Raw genomic sequence first — 16999 nt, 5'->3', positions numbered from 1 at the left:
AAGAAATGCCAGTGACACCAATATCTCTGATGAATGCCGCAGTCGTGTCAGATCGGACCGATCACCTTCCCACCGGTGTAGTACACGTAGGTCAGCGGCCCGCCGAGGGTAATTTCCGATTCCTTCTTGCCCCATCTGGCACGCTTGAATGCAAGGCAGGCGGTAGCGCCGGGGTTATGGCCGAAGCGTTCTGACACGAACGCGTCTCTCCCGGTAAAGTCGAGAATGATGAATTGCTTGACGCAGTTCGCCACGGGCCCCAGCAACACCACCATGCGGCGGATTTTCGGCCGGTCGGCCTGGCCGGCGATCTTCGCTTCGTACTCTGTCGAACCTGGCTTCAAGTCTTCGATCATCAGCGACAGCGCACTACCCTGGGCATCCTTCTCGTCCTTGATCGCCAAGAGCGGCTTGCCACTCAGCGTGATCGTGCGTGCATCCGCGCCGGGTTTGCCATCAGCGGCAACGAACTTCAGCTCGCCCAGCCTGGTCGGATACGAATACATCGCCAGTGTTTGCTCCTGCACGACAGCCTTGACCGTTTGCATAGTGCCATCAGCTGCCTGCAGCTTGCTGCTCGCGACCATCGACAACAACAGGAATAGTCTGACTATTTTCATTGACTGGCTCTGCTTTTAACGTACTGCGACCGCCACATTATTTCAGCACCGGTGCCGCATCCACGATCCGCACATCATGCATCTGGTGCAGATACGATTCCAGATACCCCTTGTGCGACGCGCCGACGATGACCAGCATGCGCTGACCGGGCCGCATGCCCAGCACGCCCCGGATATTGGCCGCCATGCGCAGGTTGCGCGTTTCCCAGTAACCCACGTACTGGCGGCCGAAGCGCTGCACTGACGGCTCGTTGAGCGCCGCGCCGAAGTCGCTGCGGTAGACCAAAGCCGCCTGGCCAGGTGCATTGTCGGCGCGGTACATCGCCAGCACGCCTTCGGCACTGGCAAGCAAGCCCTCCTGCGCCTTGTCCACCGCCGTGCGCTGCTTCGTGGCCGGGTTGTCCCACGCTTTCATCAGCGCATCGCCAAACGCCTTCTCGTCTCCCGTCGCGCTATCGGCGGTGTGGTCGTCCATCGCATACAGGCGTTCAAGGCCAAGCCGGACGGCCAGGCGCGCACCGATCATCAGGCTTTCGTCGCGCCTGGTTTCCAGCTTCACGAGTACGCCGACCAGTGCAGCGTCCAGGCCGTCGCCGGCACGGCGCTCGGCCTCGGGCAGGCGCAGCCACTGCACCAGGGCCGATGCCTCCTCGCCGCCAGCAAAGAACAGCGCCGCCAGATGCCGGCGCTGCGCCGGGGTCGGCGCGTCAGGCCAGGCAGCCAGCAAGGCGTCGGCAGCCTCGGTCGCCGCCGCGACATCCAGCCCCGTGGCCAGCCGTGCCGGTGCGGGATCCCAACAATAGGAATCGATCGAGTCCTTGTAGCGTGCCGGGTAGCGTCGCATGAAGTCGCACTGCGGCCCGGATACCGCCTCGATCGCGATCGCCTGCGGCTTCCATGCGGCCAGGCGCTCGTTCAACAACGTCAGGCTGGCGGCCTGGAAGGTTTTCGGCAACTGCGACAGATGGGGCGAGCCCAATACCAGCACCTCATTGGCAGGCCCGGAGGCCGGCCCCTTGAATGCGCTCGCATTGAAGTCAGGCTGCCAGGCCTGGGCCGCGGCGCTGCCGCACAAGGTCATCGATAGCAGCAAGGCGGTCATACGCATCGGGGGTCCTCATCGGTTCATGAAGCCACGATGTTTGCACCGCCTGCGCGAAAAGTCACGCGCAAACGGATATGCACGTAGAGGCTTACGCGAGATGGCGCAGCGGGTGCGCATGCGCCGGCCACACCGGCGCGAAGAAGTGCGCCACCATCGCGTCGGTCACGAGGTCGAGCGACGGCGGATTCCATTGCGGCGCATTGTCCTTGTCGATGACGAGCGCGCGCACGCCTTCGAGTACCTCACCATGTTCGAAGTTGCGGCGCACGAGCGAGCGCTCCAGGCGCAGACAGTCAGCGACATCGAGTGACGCGCCGCGCAGCAGCAGCTCGCGCGTCACGCACATCATCAACGGCGAGCGCTGACGCATTGCATTCAATGCCTTCTGCGCGAATGGCGTGTCTTCACCCTCGAGCGATGCCATGATCGCCGCCACCGAGTCCGCGCCAAAGTGCGCATCGATGCGCGTGCGGTTGGCCTGCAATTCACTCTCGCCGGCATGCTGGCTGGCGAATGCGCGGATCGCCGCCGGCAGATCCGCGCCCGGCGTCACCTCAATCAGCGCGTGCAATGCCGCCAGATCGGTGCCCGGTACGACCACGTCGGCCAGGCCCACGTACAGCGCGTCGGCCGCGCCGATCGTCAGGCCGGTCAAGCCCAGGAACATTCCCAACTGCCCCGGCGCGTGCGACAGGAAATGGCTGCCGCCGACATCGGGGAACAAGCCGATATTCACCTCTGGCATTGCCATCTTCGTGCGCTCGGTGACGATGCGCAGGCCGCAATCGGGCCCGCCCTGCGCGATGCCCATGCCGCCGCCCATGACCACGCCATCCATCAGCGCGATGTACGGTTTCGGATAAAAATGGATCAGGTGATTCAGCGCGTATTCTTCGGTGAAGAAATCCTCGAGCAGTGCGCTGCCGCCTTGCGGCGAGGCGTTGCCGACGTCGTGGAAGAAGCGGATATCGCCGCCCGCGCACAGCGCTTTTTCGCTGCTGCTGGTGATCACGACCGCATCGACCGCAGCGTCAAGCTGCCAGTCGAGCAGGATCGCGGTCAGCGCGCGCACCATGTCCAGCGACAGCGAATTGAGCGCCTTGGGACGGTCGAGGGTGATGATGCCGGTGCGGTTGGCGATGCGGGTCAGGACGTGTTCGGACATGGCGTGATCCATCGAAAGGAAACACGTATTTTACCGGCAGCGGGATGCAAAAAGGGCGTCCCGAAAAGACGCCCCTGGCGGTGGTGACCTGCGCTCGATCAGGCGGCAGCGACGTCTGCTTCGTCGACGTCCAGGCGTTTGATCGCTGTGCGGTTATGGTCTTTGAGCATCTGCTTGTGCTTCAGAATTTGTCGATCCAGTTTATCCATCAACATGTCGATCGCGGCATACAGGTCTTGTGCGACGCTCGCCACGTGCAGGGTCTTGCCCGACACCTGGACATTGATTTCAGCTTTTTGCCTTTTTTCTTTTTCAGTGAGGTTATCGACGGCCAGGAAGACGTGGGTATCTATGACTTGATCGAAATGGCGAATAATGCGTTCCAGCTTATTCTGAACGTATTCACGGATGGCAGGGGTTACTTCGAGATGGTGACCACTGATGGTGAGGTTCATACACACTCCTTTGAAGATGTCACGTCGCTTGCACCACACAGGAGCTGAAGGCACAGACTGTATGAGCGGCGTTGTTACAAGGCTTTGCGGAGACTGACGGGGGGGATCTTGAGCGCTTCACGGTATTTTGCGACCGTCCTGCGCGCAATGACCATGCCTTGTTCCCCGAGCATTTCCGCGATCTTGCTGTCGGATAATGGATTCTTAGGGTCTTCTGCTCCTGTCAATTGTGCGATGAGCGCACGGATTGCCGTTGAGGATGCTTCGCCTCCCGCTTCGGTGGCAACGTGGCTACCGAAGAAATACTTCAACTCGAACATGCCGTGCGGGGTCAGCATGTATTTCTGGGTTGTGACACGAGAGATGGTGCTCTCGTGCAGACCTAGTGTATCAGCTATCTCGCGCAAAACAAGGGGCCGCATGGCAACCGCGCCGTGGCTGAAAAAGTTGCGCTGGCGCTCGACAATCGCCTCGGCCACACGCAGGATCGTGTCGAAACGCTGGCGCATATTCTTGATGAGCCACTTCGCCTCTTGCATCTGCGCGCCCATCTGGCTCTCGCTGCGGCCCTGCTTGAGCATGGTCGCGTACAGGCTGTTGACGCGCAGGCGCGGCATCACGTCCTGGTTCAGCGTGACCGCCCAGCCGTTCTTGGCGCGCCGCACGATCACGTCCGGCACCACGTAATCCGACACGTTCGACGCGAACGCGGCGCCCGGATGCGGATTGCACTGGCGGACCACGGCCTGCACTTCGCGCAGGTCTTCGTCGTCGCAATCGAGCGCTTTTTTCAGCTTGCTGTATTCGCGCTGCGCGAACCAGGTCAGGTAGCCTTCGACGATCTTCAGGGCCATGCGGCGCGTGACCATCGGCACGCCCGGCATGCGCCGGATCTGCAGCGCCAGGCATTCGGCCGCGCTGCGCGCGCCCACGCCCACCGGGTCCATGCTCTGCACCATCGCCAGCGCGCAGCGCAGTTCGTCGAGATCGACCTCGAGTTCTTCGGGCAGCCGCGCGTGGATGTCGTCGAGCGGTTCTTCCAGGTAGCCGTTGTCGTCCAGCGCGTCGATCACCAGTTCGGCCAGTGCGCGGTCGCGGGTGGACAGCAGCGTTTCGCGCACCTGTTCCATCAGGTGTTCGCGCAGCGTGATGGCGCACGCCTCCAGCTGCGGGCGGCCGTCTTCGTCGTCGCTGCTGCTACTGCTGCCAGAGGATGCGCCGCTGCCTTCGCTCCAGTCGGTGTCGGGCCGGTCGCCATCGATCGCGCCGCCTTCAGCGCCCTCGCCCTCGGCCGGCGCGCTACCCTCGCCTTCGGCCTGCTGGCCCGGCGCCGGCGGCGCCTCGCCCTGTGCCGGCGCATTGTTGATCGCCCCATCGCCCAGCAAGCGCACCGAATGATCGAGCGGATCGTCGAGCCTTTCGAGCAGCGGGTTATCGCCCAGTATCTGCTCGATCTCCTGATGCAGTTCGAGCGTCGACAGCTGCAGCAACCGGATCGATTGCTGCAGCTGTGGCGTGAGCGCCAGGTGCTGCGAAGTGCGGAGCTGAAGGGACTGTTTCATCAATTGAGTATGGCTTACATGCGGAAATGTTCACCGAGGTACACGCGCCGTACCGACTCGTCGGCGATGATATCGTCGGGGCGGCCGGATGCAAGCACCGCGCCCTGATTGATGATGTAGGCGCGGTCGCAGATGCCAAGCGTCTCGCGGACATTGTGGTCGGTGATCAGGACGCCGATCTTGCGCTCCTTGAGGAAGCGCACGATGCGCTGGATCTCGATCACGGCGATCGGATCGACGCCGGCAAACGGTTCATCGAGCAGCACGAAGCGCGGGTTGGTGGCCAGTGCGCGCGCGATCTCCACGCGGCGCCGCTCACCGCCCGACAGCGACAGCGCCGGGTTCTCGCGCAGCTTCTCGATCTGCAGGTCGGCCAGCAAGGTATCGAGGCGGTCGCTGATCTCGGTTTTGGTCAGCGACTTGCCGTTGACCTTCTGCAGTTCGAGCACGGCGCGGATGTTTTCTTCCACCGTCAGCTTGCGAAACACCGACGCTTCCTGCGGCAGGTACGACAGGCCGAGCACCGCGCGGCGATGGATCGGCAGGCTGGTGATGTCGGTGCCGTTGATGCTGATCGAGCCGGCGTCCGACGGCACCAGGCCGACGATCATGTAGAACGAAGTGGTCTTGCCGGCGCCGTTCGGGCCCAGCAAACCTACTACTTCGCCGCATTCGACGTCGAGCGACACATCGCGCACGACCAGGCGCTTGCCATAGCTTTTCTGCAGGCCCTTGACGACCAGTGTGCTGCGATCGTTCAGTTCCGTCATTGCGTGCCTCCGGCCGGCGCACGCTTGGGCGCCAGGATCAGCGTACCGCGTCCGCCGCCAACCTTGCTCTCGCCGCTGGCGTCATTGCGCACGGCGACGACTTCCTTGCGGTTGTCGTACGAGATGAACGGACCGGTCATCTGGTTGGTCATCCGTTCGTTTTCGAGTTCCTTGACGACGGCGTTCGAGTACAGGCGCACCAGCTCCGAACGCTCATCGTATTCGATGCGTTCGGCCTGGCCCTCGACCCACAGGTTCGGGCCGCCGTCGCGCTTCTGGCGGAACGTGGCGGGCTTGCCGTTGGCGGCGGTGAGCGTCACGCTCATATAGCCTTCGGGCGTTTCCCTGACGACGGCGCGTTCGGCCTTGACCAGCAGCGTGCCGCGGGTCAGGATCACGTTGCCGGTGAAGGTACGAACGCCTGCGACGCCATCGAGGTCGCCATTATCGTATTCAAGCGCCGCCTGCTTGAGCGAGTCGGCCTTTTCGGCCATGGCGGTCAAGGAAAGGAGTGACAAGAAAGCGGCAGCAAAGAGTTTTTTCATGATGGTGCTGGTCCTGGGTTAGCACGCGCGCATGGCTGATGGCCTTCAGCGCTGGCGTGGCGGATAGACGATACGGCCGCGGCCGGACAATTGCATCTGCATGGTCGCGTTGTTGGCCATCATGCCGGTGGCCTTGAGGCTGGACGCGCCAAGCTCCATGTCGATCGGCTGGTCGGTCTTGACGATTTCTTCGTCGGGCAATACGGTGATGGCCTGCGTGCGCACGCGCAGCGCTTCGCTGGCGGGCGTTTTCGGGCGCTGCAGATCGACGTCGCCGAACAGTTCGACGCGGTGTTCTTCGTGGAAGATACGCGCGTTCCTGGCCACCACCGTCATCGGCGGACGGCCCGGCTCGACGCCGCGCATCAGCGGCTGCTCGACGTTCGACACATCGCCCAGCGGGATATGGGCCAGGCGCTTGCCCGACACCACGTAGCTTGGCTGGCCGTTGGGCGTCATGCGGACGAACGAGAAATTTTCGACGATGTAATCCGGTTCGTCGGGCGGGCCGCCCAGCTGCGCGTCGATGTCGGTCGCCTGCATCAGCTGCAGCAGCCAGAAGCTGCCGAAGGCGAAGAACACGCCGATCACGATCATCGCCAGCAGATTCCAGCGATGCGCGGTGCGTTTGTTGGAGGCGATCGTGGCCATGGCGCTCAGGCGAAATATGGCGCGAGCGCCTGGTCGTAGGTGCCCTGCGCGCGCATGACGAGGTCGCAGATCTCGCGCACCGCGCCACGCCCACCACCGTTCTTGGTCACGTAATGCGCGCGGTGCTGCACGTCCGGGTGGCCGGACGGTACGGCAACGGCAAAGCCGACGCGCGCGAACAGCGGCAGGTCGATCACGTCGTCGCCGATGTAGCCGCATTGGTCGGCGGTAAAGCCGGTGGCCTCGAGCAGATTGGCAAAGCCGATGCGCTTGTCGTGGTTGCCCTGGTAGACATGCGAGATGCCCAGGTCGGCAGCGCGCCGCACGACGATCGGCGACAGGCGCGCGCTGATGATCGCGGTCTGCACACCGGATTTATTCAGCATCTGGATGCCCAAGCCGTCGAGCACATTGAAGGTCTTGGTGACTTCGCCATCGGGGCCGTAGGTCAGGCTGCCGTCGGTGAGTACACCGTCGACGTCGAAGATCATGACCTTGATGCGCGCGGCGCGCTCGATGTGGGCCAATGCAGGCGTAGTTACTGCGGGAGTAGTCATCAGATTACCTTTGCGCGGGTCAGGTCGTGGATGTGCAGCGCGCCGACCAGCTGGCCCGCCTCATCGATCACGAGCATCTGGTTGATGCGGAATTCTTCCATCACGGCGACCGCGTCGACCGCCAGCTGCTCGGGGCGCACGCTGCGCGGATTGGCGTGCATGACATCGCGAATCAGCACGTTCGAAAAATCGTGCATGCGCTCGATCACGCGACGCAAGTCGCCGTCGGTGAACACGCCCAGCGGACGGCCATCGGCGTCGACCACGGCGGTCATGCCCATGCCCTTCTGGCTGATCTCGAGCAGCGCCTTGACCAGCGGGACATCCAGGCCCACCGACGGAATGGCGTCACCGGTGCGCATCACGTCGCGCACGTGCGTGAGCAGGCGCCGGCCCAGCGCGCCGCCCGGATGCGACAGCGCGAAATCCTGCTCGCGAAAACCCCGCACGTCGAGCAGCGCCACGGCCAGCGCATCGCCCATGGCCAGCGTGACGGTGGTGCTGGTGGTCGGCGCCAGGTTGAGCGTGCAGGCTTCTTTCGCCACTGCGATGTTCAGGTGGACATCGGCCAGCTTGGCCAGGCGCGAGGCCGGCTTGCCGGTCATGGCGATCACGCGCGCGCCCAGGCGCTTCACGGCCGGCAGGATGTCGAGCAGTTCGGACGATTCGCCCGAATTGGAAATGGCGATCAGGATGTCATTCGCGGTGACCATCCCCAGGTCGCCGTGCGCCGCTTCGCCCGGGTGCATGAAGAACGCCGGCGTACCGGTGGACGACAGCGTAGCGGCGATCTTGCGGCCGATGTGCCCCGACTTGCCCATGCCCGAGACGACCACGCGGCCGGTGCCTGCGTAGATCAGCTGCGCGGCGTCGACGAAGCTGCTGTCGTCGCCCAGGCGCGCGTGCAATGCAACGATGGCATCGGCCTCGATGGCAAGCGTCTGGCGACCCAGTTCCAGCACGCGCTGCGCCAGGGTTTCGTCAAAACTTTTCAGCATTATTTGGTCATCAGTTACACTCATTCCAGAAGTATAAACGAATTGCGAAAGCAAAAAACTTGCCAGTCGTAACATTCGATGACAAGCACGCCACACGGCGCATCGCCACCACAACCATCGCCCGCTTCACCCCATGCATTCTGGTCTCGAACTTACCCTGTTGCTGCTTGGCTGCGCCGTCCTCGGCGTGGTGGCCTTTCGTACCCTGCAGCTGCCGCCGATGCTCGGCTACCTGGCCGTCGGCGTCCTGATCGGCCCCCACGCCCTGGCCCTGGCCGAAGACAGCCCCACCACCCACGCGCTGGGCGAATTCGGCATCGTCTTTTTGATGTTTTCGATCGGGCTCGAATTCTCGCTCGGCCAGCTGCGCTCGATGCGGCGCATCGTGTTCGGACTGGGGCTCGGCCAGGTCGTGTCGACGGTCGCCGCAGCCATGGGCATCGGCCTGCTGGCGGCCTACCTGATGCCCCACCTGACGCTGGCCTGGCAGGCCGCGTTCGCACTGGGCGGGGCGCTGGCCATGTCGTCCACGGCGATTGTCGTCAAGCTGCTTACCGAGCGCCTCGAACTCGAGAGCGAACATGGGCGGCGCATCATCGGCATCCTGCTGTTCCAGGACCTGGCGGTGGTGCCGCTGTTGATCATGATCCCGGCGCTGGCGCACGATCCGGAAGACATGGCCATCACGCTGGGCCTGGCCGCGCTCAAGGCAGGCCTGGTGCTGGCGCTGCTGCTGTTCTTTGGCCAGAAGCTGATGGGGCGGTGGTTCACGATCGTGGCCAAGCGCCGCTCGCAGGAGCTGTTCATGCTCAACCTGCTGCTCGTCACACTGGGTTCGGCCTGGATCACCGAGCAGGCCGGCCTGTCGCTGGCGCTCGGCGCTTTTGTCGCCGGCATGCTGATCTCCGAGACGCCCTACAAGCACCAGGTGGAAGAAGACATCAAGCCGTTTCGCGACGTGCTGCTTGGCCTGTTCTTCATCACGATCGGCATGCTGCTCGACCTGCGCCTGGTGAGCCAGTACTGGTGGCAGGTCACGCTGCTGCTGGCGCTCGTGGTGCTGCTCAAGGCCGGCCTGATCGTGCTGATGGCGCGCGCATTCGGCGCGCCGCTGGGCACCGCGCTGCGCACGGGTCTCGCGCTGGCGCAGGCCGGTGAGTTCAGCTTCGTGCTGCTCAGCCATGCATCCGGCTCGAAGCTGATCGACCCGTTCGTGATGCAGCTGGTGCTGGCCTCGATGGTACTGTCGATGCTGCTGGCACCCTTCATCATCGGCTACATGGACCGGATCGTGATGAAAGTCGCGGCCAACGAGTGGATGATGCAGTCGCTGCAACTGACCCAACTGGCCACGCGCACCATGACCACGCAGAAGCACGTGATCATCGCCGGCTTCGGGCGCAGCGGCCAGAGCCTGGCCACGCTGCTGAAAGAAGAAGCCTTGCCGTGGTACGCACTCGACCTGGATCCGGAGCGGGTGCAGAAAGCGCAGGCGGCCGGCGCGTCGGTCTCGTACGGCGATGCGGCGCGCCGCGAAAGCCTGATCGCAGCCGGCGTACACCGCGCCAGCGCGCTCGTGATCACGTTCGCCGACACGCGCCAGGCACTGAAGGTGCTGCATCTGGTGCACGAACTGGCGCCCGCCCTGCCCGTGATCGTGCGCAGCCACGACGACGGCGACATGGACGTGCTCAAGGCGGCCGGCGCGACCGAGGTGGTGCCCGAAGCGCTCGAGAGCAGCCTGATGCTCGCCTCGCACGCGCTGGTCACACTGGGCGTGCCGCTGCGCCGCGTGGTGCACCGCGTGCAGGCCGCGCGCAAGGGCCGCTACGCCACGCTGCGCGGCTACTTCCACGGCGCGGACGACAGCGGTGCGGACCTCGAACATGGCCAGGTGAAGCTGCATTCGGTGCGCCTGCACGCGCAGGCCGGCGCAATCGGTCTGTCGCTGGGCGCGTTGCAGTTGCAGGACGTGGCGGTGGAGGTCACCGCCTTGCGGCGCGGCGGTCAGAACATCGCGCCCGGTCCGGCCGTGCTGCTGGCGGCGGGTGACGTCGTGGTGCTGCGCGGGGACAGCGAAGCGGTCAGCCGCGCCGAGGAGCGGCTGCTGTAGCCATCAGGCGGCCGTGACGACCTGGTTGCGGCCCGCGGCCTTGGCCTGGTACAGCGCCGCGTCGGCCGATGCGATCAGCTCCTGCGCGACGCCTTCGATAGCGTGATCGCGCTCGAAATCGGTCAGCGCCGCCACGCCGATCGACACCGTCACGCTCACCTGCTCGCCCGTGCTCAGGTCCACCGGCAAGCCGGCCACGCTCGTGCGGATGCGGTTGGCGACGATGCTGGCGTTTTCCAGGTCGGCGTCGATCAGCACGACGACAAACTCCTCGCCGCCGAAGCGGCACAGCGTATCGGACATCCGCAGTTCGGCCTTGATGCGGGTGCACACCTCACGCAGCACATCGTCCCCGCCCTGGTGGCCGACCGTGTCGTTGACGCGCTTGAAGTGGTCGATGTCGATGTACATGCAGGACAGGCGGTAGCCCTGACGCCGCGCGCGCGCGATTTCTTCGGCCAGGCGCCGGTCCATGTAGCGCCGGTTGTAGGCGCCGGTGAGCGAATCGGTCAGGCCGATGTACTTGAGCATCTCGTTGCTGATCACGTTCTCGAGGCAGATCGCGATGATCGAGCCCATGTGCTCGACGAAATCGGTGCCCAGCGCCGGCGTGAACCTGCTTGCGTCCACGCTGCCCAGGTTCAGGCTGCCGATCAGGCGCTTGTTGCGCAGCAGCGGTACCAGCGCCACGCTGCGCAGATCGGCCGGTGGCTGCGGGAACATCGCGCGGTGCCGGCCCGGCGCATAGGGGCCCAGGATAGGCCGCGGCTGGCGCTCCGGTGCCATGTCAAAGCCAAGCTCGACCGCGTGCTCGCAGAACATCAAATTGGGCAGCGTTTCGAAATCGACCCCGAGGCGGTGCATGACCGTGTAGATATCGGCGTTCTGGTCGATCAGCGACAGCGTGACGATATCGAGGTCCGAGATCACGGGCAGCGTGCTGAAGATTGTGCCGACCAGGTCCGGGAAACTGCTGGCGCCGACGATCTGCAGGTCGAACGCCTGGTGGCGGCACATGATCTCGTGATTGCGCTCGGCCTGTTCGAGCAGATAGGCCATGCGTGCGCGCAAGGTCTCGTTTTCCGCCATCAGTTCCCGCGACGACACGCTCGGCTCGTGCATGAAGAATTCCTTTCAGCAATAACCGTAACATTACGCCATCCTCTTGGGCTTGGATACGAAAAACCGCCTGATCACGCAGGCGGTTAGGCGATTTTGCGACAGTGGCGCGCTTGAGCTAGAAAGCCAGCTCGGCGTTCAATGTCTGGCCGACGCGCAGCGTCTGGCCAATGCCCTCCTGCACGATCACGTTCATGCCCACCGTGACGGCGCCGTCCATGCGCGGGTTGGCGCGCCAGGCTTGCAGGATGTCGAGCGGATCGGGGCCGGGAATGCCGGTGGCCTGATCAACCGCCGGAATCGGGCAGCGCGCGCAGGGCTTGACGGGGCGCAGCGTCATTCCGTCGCCGTGGAAGGCAGCCACGAAATCTTCCTCGAACGCGCCGATGCCATCGACGACGACGTTCGGGCGGAAGCGGTTCATGGGCAGCTTGGCGCGGCCGGCCTGCGCGAGTTTTTCGTTGATGTCGTCGAGCGAGGCCTGGCCGATCAGCAGGATTGGATAGCCGTCCGAAAAGCGCGTGGCGGCCGGGACGCCTTGTGTCCATTTAGTGCTGGTCGGGCGGTGGACGTCGGGGCGAAAACGCACCAGGCGGCATGGGGCTTTGAGGGCGGTGGTGAACCAGCTGGCGGCCGCGTCGCCGCAATCGGCGGCGGGGATGCGGTCTTCCCAGAGCAGCACTTCGACAGTGGGTGCGGCAGCGTCGTGCGCCAGTGGCAGGTGCAGGGGTGGCATGCCGGGGGCGTTGACAATCAGCGCTGTGGCGTCGATGCGCGGCGTGACCGTGGCCATGCGCGGTACTTCGCGCTGGGTCAGGAACAGGCCGTCGGACGTGACGAGCATCCATTCGCGGTCGTGCACGCCGTTGGCCGAGAGGCCGTCGAGGGCAAGACGGGCTTCAGGGACGGACAGGCCGGCGCAGGATTTGATCGGGTAGATGACGAGTTCGGTGAGGGTGGCCATGTGGTCTGCTCGGGCGGCGTAAAAAAAGGCCCAGTGGGCCAATGTCGTAGGGTGGGCGGGTTTCCCGCCCACGCGTTCAACCTGCTTCGCCATACCACGGAGCGATGTTGGTTTGAACGCGTGGACGGCATAGCCGTCCACCCTACTTTCGTAGCGCGCCGGTTATCCCGGACGCGGATCAGACGTTGAACAAGAAGTTCAACACATCGCCATCCTTGACAACATATTCCTTGCCTTCAGCGCGCATCTTGCCCGCTTCTTTCGCGCCGGCCTCGCCCTTGTAGGCCAAAAAGTCGTCATACGCGATCGTCTGCGCGCGGATGAAGCCGCGTTCGAAGTCGGTGTGGATCACGCCGGCCGCCTGTGGCGCGGTGTCGCCCACGTGGATGGTCCAGGCGCGCACTTCCTTCACACCGGCGGTGAAGTAAGTCTGCAGGCCGAGCAGCTTGTAGGCGGCGCGGATCAGGCGGTCCAGGCCTGGCTCTTCCATGCCCAGGTCGGACAGGAAGTCGGCCTTGTCGGCATCGTCCATTTCGGCGATTTCGGACTCGATCGCGGCGCTGATGGCGACGATCGGGGCGTTCTGCTCCTTGGCGTACGCGGTCAGCAGGTCCAGCAGCGGGTTGTTGGTGAAGCCAGTGTCGGACACGTTGGCCACGAACATTGCCGGCTTGGCCGTGATCAGGTGCAGCGTCTTGATCATTTCCATTTCGTCGGCGTCCAGACCCAGCGTGCGCACTGGTTTGCCCTGGTCCAGATGCGGCATCAGGCGTTCGCAGACAGCGACCAGCTTGGCGGCATCCTTGTCGCCCGAACGCGCTTTCTTGCCTTCGCGGTGGATCGCTTTTTCGACGGCGGTCATGTCGGCCAGCGCCAGCTCGGTCTGGATGACTTCGATGTCGTCCAGCGGGCTGACCTTGCCAGCCACGTGGATCACGTTATCGTCCTGGAAGCAGCGCACGACGTTGATGATGGCGTCGGTTTCGCGGATGTGCGACAGGAACTGGTTGCCCAGGCCCTCGCCCTTCGATGCACCGGCGACCAGGCCGGCGATGTCGACGAATTCGACGATGGCGTTGACCATGCGCTCAGGCTTGACGATGCTGGATAACGCATCCATGCGTGGATCCGGCACTTCGACGACGCCGACGTTCGGTTCGATGGTGCAGAACGGATAATTTTCAGCCGGAATGCCGGCCTTGGTCAGCGCGTTGAACAGGGTGGACTTGCCGACGTTTGGCAGGCCGACGATGCCGCATTTGAGGGTCATGAGAACTCTTTCTGATTCGGTAAAAAGCGAGCGATCAATGAACCGCTCTAAACCCTGCATTGTAACCCGGACCGGCTTTTCTGCTGAAAAAAAAGGCGCACCGCCCCCGTGCTGCAACGCTCGTGGTTGCCCCAATGACAAGCTAGATTGGCTGGACGCGCGCCAGGTCGGGCCGCAGCGCGAATTCGGCCAGCTCATCGCGCAGGCGCTCGCCCTCCCCGATCGCGCGGCGCCAGACGCGGATGCGCTCGTCGTGGTCGAGGCCGAATGACGTGAAGTCGGTCCGGTCCGGCAATTTGCCGCGCGGCAGCGAGCGCAGGAATTCTGCGGACGGCGTTACCAGCAGCACATTCTGCAGCCAGCTGCGGTTGGGACCGCGCGCGGCGCGCCGCCACGGCATGCTCTTGTCGAGCCAGCCTGGCACGATGTGATCGGTGAAATGCGGATACAGCACCAGTTCACTCTTGTCCGCGCCGGCCGCGCGCGCATACGGCAAGGCCAGGTGGTAGTCGATGATGCCGCCATCCCAGTAGCTGCCGGGGGGCGTCTCGGCGATGTCCGTCACCGCTTTCATGATCAAGGGCAGCGTGCCCGAGGCCAGCAGGCCAGAGGCCAGATTGGCGCGCGTCAGTGCCGAAAAATGCGTCGTGAAACGGTCGAACGGCTCGTGCAACCATGGCGCCTGGCTGCGCGCATCATGGATGACCACCCTCTCCATCAAGCGCCCCAGCCATGCCCGTGAGCCGGCATTGTGCAGCGCGGCCGAGGCGAAGCCGCGCAGTTCGGCGTGGCGGCCGACCGGCGCGGCGAGCGAACGCAGGCCACGGTCGGCCAGGATGTGCAGGCGGTGATGGGGATGTCCGATGATGTCGTCTTCGTGCCCGCTTACCAGTTCGGCCAGCAGGGCTTGCACGACATCGTCGATCTCTTGCGCACTGGGTTTCAGGCGCGTGTAGCGCTGACCTGTGTAGAGTTCGGCCAGGCGGGCAAACGCCTTTGCCGGATCCTTCTGGCACGCGGCGGCCATGCGCCAGGCGCCGATGGAGGCGCCGATCAGGGTCCGTTCGCGCGGCGCCGTGGGCAACCACTCGCCGAACAGCCACGCATCGAGCGAGGCGAAGATCAGGCCCTTGGGGCCGCCCGCCGCAGCCGGCACGATGGCAATGTCCTGCGCGCGCAAGCCATGCGCGGCGATCTGGGCCATGGCAAGGGGGCCGGCCTGGAAGGTGAGCGCTCTCATCATGAAATTATCGCAGAAGTCGGGCTGACAGCAGCCGCTTGCGCGACATCAAGCCTGCACGGACGGCGCCCCGTACCATGGGTCGGTCGTGTATCGGAGATTGCCATGATGCTGCGCTTTGTCGTCATGCTGTGTCTGCTTCTGTGGCCATTACTCGGGCTGCAGCCGGCATGCGCGCGTGATACGGGCGTCGACAGCCACGTACGGCACTTTGTGGTCGAGCCCAGTGGCGCCTACCTGCTCACGGTCGAACACACCAGAACCATTGCCCAGCGCGATGCGCTGCACGACTACGCCCGGTACGAGATCGACTATAACCAGGTGCTCGAGGACATCATCGCCGTCGAGGCGCATACCGAAAAGGCCGACGGGCGCCGGCTCGCTGTGCAGCCACACCAGATTCGCGACCAGCAACAAGCCGCTTCGGTCGATTCTCCGATGTTTCGGGACACACGCCTGAAGATTGTCGTGTTTCCCGATGTCGACGTGGGCGACCGGGTGGCGATGCGCTATGTCGTGCAGCGCCACACGCCGCTGTTTCCGGGCCACTTCGAAGACCTGTCCAGTGCCCGGTTCCAGCGCCAGCGCGACTTTCGGCTGGTTTATGACATGCCGGCCACGATGCTGCTGCATGCCGACGCCGCCGGGTTCGCCCCGACGAGCACCGCCGACCTGCCCGCGCCGGCAGCCGGCAAGCGGCGCTACGCCTGGCGCTATCTCGACGGCGACAATGCCCGGATCGAGGCCGGCTCGGTCAGCGAACTTGACTACGGCAAGCGGCTCGCCGTCTCCACTTTCGCCGATTACGCCGCCCTTGCCCGCGCCTATCAAGCTCGCATGGGCGCACGCGCGGTGTCCGACGACACGGTGGCGGCGCTTGCAGCGCGCGTGACCGGTAATGTGGTCGAGCCCCGTGCGCGTGCGATCGCGTTATCCGATTGGGTACGCCGCAACGTGCGCTATGTGGGTATGCACTTCGGCCACGGCGGCGTGGTGCCGCACGCGGCGGCAAGCGTGCTGGCCAATCGCTACGGCGACGCCAAGGGCCACGCAACGCTGCTCGTCGCCCTGCTGGCCAGCACTGGCATCGACAGCACCGTTGCCCTCGTCAACAACGGGAACGCCTACCAGTTGCCGGCCGTGCCCACGCTGGGCGTGCTCAATCACGCGATCGTCTATGTGCCGTCGCTGCAGCTGTATCTCGATTCGACCGCAGACAGCGTGGCCGGCGGCTTCTTGCCGGCGGCCTTGCTCGGCAAGCCGGCGGTGCTGACGCGCTCGGGCGAATTCGCGATGCTCCCTGTGTTCCAGCAGGCGCACAGCCGAACGCTCACGCAGTTCACCATCCAGCCCGATGGCAGCAGCCGCTTGACGGTCACGCGCACCGGTAGCGGCGCCCTGGCAGAACCGTACCGGGACGTCCCGGGCGGCGATGTCGCAATACCGTTGCGCAGCGCCAGCAGCGGTTTCACGCAACTGCCCGGCCCGGCGCGGCTGGCCACGACCTACGATCTGAGGGGTAGCCTGGGCGAGGCCGTGTTCGCGTTCACGCAGGAACCCGAGCGACACCAGGACTTCGTGTGTCCGGCGATCAATGCCGAGGACGAACTACGCTTTCATCTTCCGACGCGCTCGCGTGTGCAGGCCCTGCCGCGCGCCGTGCATGTAGACGACGCCAACTTTGCCTACCACTCGCGCTATGCGCAGCGCGGCGCGCTGGTAACGGTGCAGCGTCAGCTCAAGTTCCGCCACACGGCGGCCACCTGCACGCCCGACGACTACCGGCGCATGCGACCCGCACTCGAGCGCATGCTGCGCGACTTGCGCTCGCAGGTCGTGTTCAGGCGCGGCTGAAGCGGCAGCGC

Annotated in this window: 16 protein-coding genes; 2 read left to right on the top strand and 14 right to left on the bottom strand. The window is 64.6% G+C overall.

The genetic code is table 11. The features are described from left to right. Positions 1–47: 47 nt before the first annotated feature. The 10 genes from ACZ0AJ_RS21920 to ACZ0AJ_RS21875 all read right to left on the bottom strand — a co-directional run bounded on the left by ACZ0AJ_RS21920 (position 48) and on the right by ACZ0AJ_RS21875 (position 8452). Positions 48–620, bottom strand: a complete 573-nt coding sequence (locus tag ACZ0AJ_RS21920) for a hypothetical protein (protein WP_499456484.1) — start codon at positions 618–620, stop codon at positions 48–50. Positions 621–657: 37 nt separating this feature from the next. After that, positions 658–1728 carry a DUF5694 domain-containing protein gene (locus tag ACZ0AJ_RS21915; protein ID WP_499456483.1) on the bottom strand — a complete coding sequence of 357 codons (1071 nt, stop codon included), beginning with the start codon at positions 1726–1728 and terminating at the stop codon, positions 658–660. Positions 1729–1813: 85 nt separating this feature from the next. After that, a complete protein-coding gene (locus ACZ0AJ_RS21910) occupies positions 1814–2890 on the bottom strand; it encodes an enoyl-CoA hydratase/isomerase family protein (RefSeq protein WP_499456482.1) in 1077 nt (358 codons plus the stop codon). A 98-nt stretch (positions 2891–2988) separates the two neighbouring features. Beyond that, a complete protein-coding gene (gene hpf / locus ACZ0AJ_RS21905) occupies positions 2989–3345 on the bottom strand; it encodes a ribosome hibernation-promoting factor, HPF/YfiA family (RefSeq protein WP_183554132.1) in 357 nt (118 codons plus the stop codon). Positions 3346–3419: 74 nt separating this feature from the next. Further along, positions 3420–4907, bottom strand: coding sequence for an RNA polymerase factor sigma-54 (locus ACZ0AJ_RS21900; protein ID WP_499456481.1), 1488 nt, complete (start codon positions 4905–4907; stop codon positions 3420–3422). 14 nt (positions 4908–4921) lie between these two features. Next, a complete protein-coding gene (gene lptB / locus ACZ0AJ_RS21895; RefSeq protein WP_183554134.1) occupies positions 4922–5677 on the bottom strand; it encodes an LPS export ABC transporter ATP-binding protein in 756 nt (251 codons plus the stop codon). Next, the gene (gene lptA / locus ACZ0AJ_RS21890; RefSeq protein WP_183554135.1) at positions 5674–6222 is read right to left on the bottom strand and encodes a lipopolysaccharide transport periplasmic protein LptA; all 549 of its coding nucleotides are present in this window, start codon (positions 6220–6222) and stop codon (positions 5674–5676) included. Before lptA ends, lptB begins: the two co-directional genes overlap by 4 nt. Positions 6223–6267: 45 nt before the next feature. Continuing rightward, a complete protein-coding gene (lptC, locus tag ACZ0AJ_RS21885; protein ID WP_499456480.1) occupies positions 6268–6873 on the bottom strand; it encodes an LPS export ABC transporter periplasmic protein LptC in 606 nt (201 codons plus the stop codon). Between the two features lie 5 nt (positions 6874–6878). Continuing rightward, positions 6879–7430 carry a KdsC family phosphatase gene (locus ACZ0AJ_RS21880; protein WP_499456479.1) on the bottom strand — a complete coding sequence of 184 codons (552 nt, stop codon included), beginning with the start codon at positions 7428–7430 and terminating at the stop codon, positions 6879–6881. Continuing rightward, on the bottom strand, positions 7430–8452 hold the full coding sequence (locus tag ACZ0AJ_RS21875) for a KpsF/GutQ family sugar-phosphate isomerase (protein ID WP_307732298.1): 1023 nt from the start codon (positions 8450–8452) through the stop codon (positions 7430–7432). Before ACZ0AJ_RS21875 ends, ACZ0AJ_RS21880 begins: the two co-directional genes overlap by 1 nt. A 109-nt stretch (positions 8453–8561) precedes the next feature. Here ACZ0AJ_RS21875 and ACZ0AJ_RS21870 point away from each other — a divergent pair, with 109 nt between their 5' ends. Further along, complete coding sequence (locus ACZ0AJ_RS21870) at positions 8562–10541, top strand: monovalent cation:proton antiporter family protein (protein ID WP_499456478.1); 1980 nt, start codon at positions 8562–8564, stop codon at positions 10539–10541. Positions 10542–10544: 3 nt separating this feature from the next. Here ACZ0AJ_RS21870 and ACZ0AJ_RS21865 read toward each other — a convergent pair whose 3' ends face one another. From ACZ0AJ_RS21865 to ACZ0AJ_RS21850, 4 genes are all read right to left on the bottom strand, one after another. Beyond that, entirely contained in the window at positions 10545–11663 is a 1119-nt protein-coding gene (locus ACZ0AJ_RS21865; RefSeq protein ID WP_499456477.1) for a DUF484 family protein, read from the bottom strand. 115 nt (positions 11664–11778) lie between these two features. Next, complete coding sequence (locus ACZ0AJ_RS21860) at positions 11779–12624, bottom strand: MOSC domain-containing protein (protein ID WP_499456476.1); 846 nt, start codon at positions 12622–12624, stop codon at positions 11779–11781. Positions 12625–12802: 178 nt separating this feature from the next. Beyond that, complete coding sequence (ychF, locus tag ACZ0AJ_RS21855; RefSeq protein ID WP_499456475.1) at positions 12803–13894, bottom strand: redox-regulated ATPase YchF; 1092 nt, start codon at positions 13892–13894, stop codon at positions 12803–12805. A 142-nt stretch (positions 13895–14036) separates the two neighbouring features. Beyond that, positions 14037–15134, bottom strand: a complete 1098-nt coding sequence (locus tag ACZ0AJ_RS21850; RefSeq protein WP_499456648.1) for a patatin-like phospholipase family protein — start codon at positions 15132–15134, stop codon at positions 14037–14039. Positions 15135–15239: 105 nt separating this feature from the next. Between ACZ0AJ_RS21850 and ACZ0AJ_RS21845 the strand changes: the two genes are divergently transcribed. After that, on the top strand, positions 15240–16988 hold the full coding sequence (locus tag ACZ0AJ_RS21845) for a DUF3857 domain-containing transglutaminase family protein (protein ID WP_499456474.1): 1749 nt from the start codon (positions 15240–15242) through the stop codon (positions 16986–16988). Positions 16989–16999 lie beyond the last annotated feature (11 nt).

The sequence above is a fragment of the Telluria sp. AC161 genome, assembly GCF_979258535.1.
The sequence above is the reverse complement of the archived record's forward strand: the minus strand, read 5'-3'. Positions and strand labels throughout refer to the sequence as shown.

Bases quoted from the DNA above. Each gene is read 5' to 3' on its own strand.
- lptB (WP_183554134.1), bottom strand. From the start codon at position 5,677: ATGACGGAACTGAACGATCGCAGCACACTGGTCGTCAAGGGCCTGCAG.
- lptA (WP_183554135.1), bottom strand. From the start codon at position 6,222: ATGAAAAAACTCTTTGCTGCCGCTTTCTTGTCACTCCTTTCCTTGACC.
- ACZ0AJ_RS21870 (WP_499456478.1), top strand. From the start codon at position 8,562: ATGCATTCTGGTCTCGAACTTACCCTGTTGCTGCTTGGCTGCGCCGTC.
- hpf (WP_183554132.1), bottom strand. From the start codon at position 3,345: ATGAACCTCACCATCAGTGGTCACCATCTCGAAGTAACCCCTGCCATC.
- ACZ0AJ_RS21900 (WP_499456481.1), bottom strand. From the start codon at position 4,907: ATGAAACAGTCCCTTCAGCTCCGCACTTCGCAGCACCTGGCGCTCACG.
- lptC (WP_499456480.1), bottom strand. From the start codon at position 6,873: ATGGCCACGATCGCCTCCAACAAACGCACCGCGCATCGCTGGAATCTG.
- ACZ0AJ_RS21880 (WP_499456479.1), bottom strand. From the start codon at position 7,430: ATGACTACTCCCGCAGTAACTACGCCTGCATTGGCCCACATCGAGCGC.
- ACZ0AJ_RS21915 (WP_499456483.1), bottom strand. From the start codon at position 1,728: ATGCGTATGACCGCCTTGCTGCTATCGATGACCTTGTGCGGCAGCGCC.
- ACZ0AJ_RS21910 (WP_499456482.1), bottom strand. From the start codon at position 2,890: ATGTCCGAACACGTCCTGACCCGCATCGCCAACCGCACCGGCATCATC.
- ACZ0AJ_RS21875 (WP_307732298.1), bottom strand. From the start codon at position 8,452: ATGAGTGTAACTGATGACCAAATAATGCTGAAAAGTTTTGACGAAACC.
- ACZ0AJ_RS21860 (WP_499456476.1), bottom strand. From the start codon at position 12,624: ATGGCCACCCTCACCGAACTCGTCATCTACCCGATCAAATCCTGCGCC.
- ACZ0AJ_RS21865 (WP_499456477.1), bottom strand. From the start codon at position 11,663: ATGCACGAGCCGAGCGTGTCGTCGCGGGAACTGATGGCGGAAAACGAG.
- ACZ0AJ_RS21850 (WP_499456648.1), bottom strand. From the start codon at position 15,134: ATGAGAGCGCTCACCTTCCAGGCCGGCCCCCTTGCCATGGCCCAGATC.
- ychF (WP_499456475.1), bottom strand. From the start codon at position 13,894: ATGACCCTCAAATGCGGCATCGTCGGCCTGCCAAACGTCGGCAAGTCC.
- ACZ0AJ_RS21920 (WP_499456484.1), bottom strand. From the start codon at position 620: ATGAAAATAGTCAGACTATTCCTGTTGTTGTCGATGGTCGCGAGCAGC.
- ACZ0AJ_RS21845 (WP_499456474.1), top strand. From the start codon at position 15,240: ATGATGCTGCGCTTTGTCGTCATGCTGTGTCTGCTTCTGTGGCCATTA.